Origin of the sequence: Oscillibacter sp. MSJ-31 (assembly GCF_018918025.1) — a bacterium.
Lineage (GTDB): Bacteria > Bacillota > Clostridia > Oscillospirales > Oscillospiraceae > Hominicoprocola.
In genome coordinates this window covers 1-814 of the sequence record NZ_JAHLPT010000068.1, presented here as the reverse complement: position 1 = coordinate 814, position 814 = coordinate 1, and the positions used below count along the sequence as shown (strand labels likewise).

Here is an 814-nt window from a genome sequence, read left to right as displayed (position 1 = left end):
TTTGGTCTGCTCGGCTCTACGCCGAAGACTCTGAGGCGGAGTACTATGTCGCCCTGACGGACCGGAACACCCTGTACCTCCGGCAATACGATGAGCTGGACAACGCGCCGGCAGCCCGCACCGCTATCTATACGCGCGAAGAGAGCCTCCTGCCGGAGCCGCTGACGCTGGCTCTGGCGGACGAACCCAACAAGTCGCTGATGTTTTACTGGCGTGACCCACCTGTGGAGGTGGCGCAGCCGCTGGCGGCGATCCCCATGACCGCGCTGGAGAAGAGCGGGCAGAACAAGCTGCTGCTGGTGGGACGCTGGTACGAGACGGATATCCGGTTCTGCACGGGAACGCCCCAGCTGAACGCGGACGGCACCATGCGGGAGTGGATCACGGATACGGTGCTGTATGAGGGAACGATTCGGATCAACGAACCCCAGTGGTTCTCTCTTACGATTCCGGAGAAAACGGCAAAGCTGTGCCTGTTCATGAAGCGGCCCTGGGACGAGAGCTGGTTTACCTGGCCCATTACAGATCAGGATCCGTTTTTTGTCAGCGGAGACACCTTCCTGACAGAGGTAGATTAGTGCTCCGCCGCTCTGACGGCGAAGCGGCAGTCATTGCAAGGAAACCATTTCAAACAAAACCAAACAGAAAAGGAGAAAAGACCTATGGGACTGATTAAAGCGATCGCGGGCGCGGCAGGCGGCGTGATGGCCGACCAGTGGAAGGAATACTTCTACTGTGAAGCGATGCCCGCAAACATTCTGGCGACCAAGGGCCATAAGAAGGTCACGGGCCGTTCGAGCAACTACAAGGGCGA

At 58.7% G+C, this 814-nt stretch carries 1 protein-coding gene; it reads left to right on the top strand.

The annotated features are described in order from the left end of the window. On the top strand, positions 1 to 578 hold a 578-nt coding region (locus tag KQI17_RS13450), incomplete at its 5' end, for a hypothetical protein (RefSeq protein WP_216496697.1). Positions 579 to 814 lie beyond the last annotated feature (236 nt).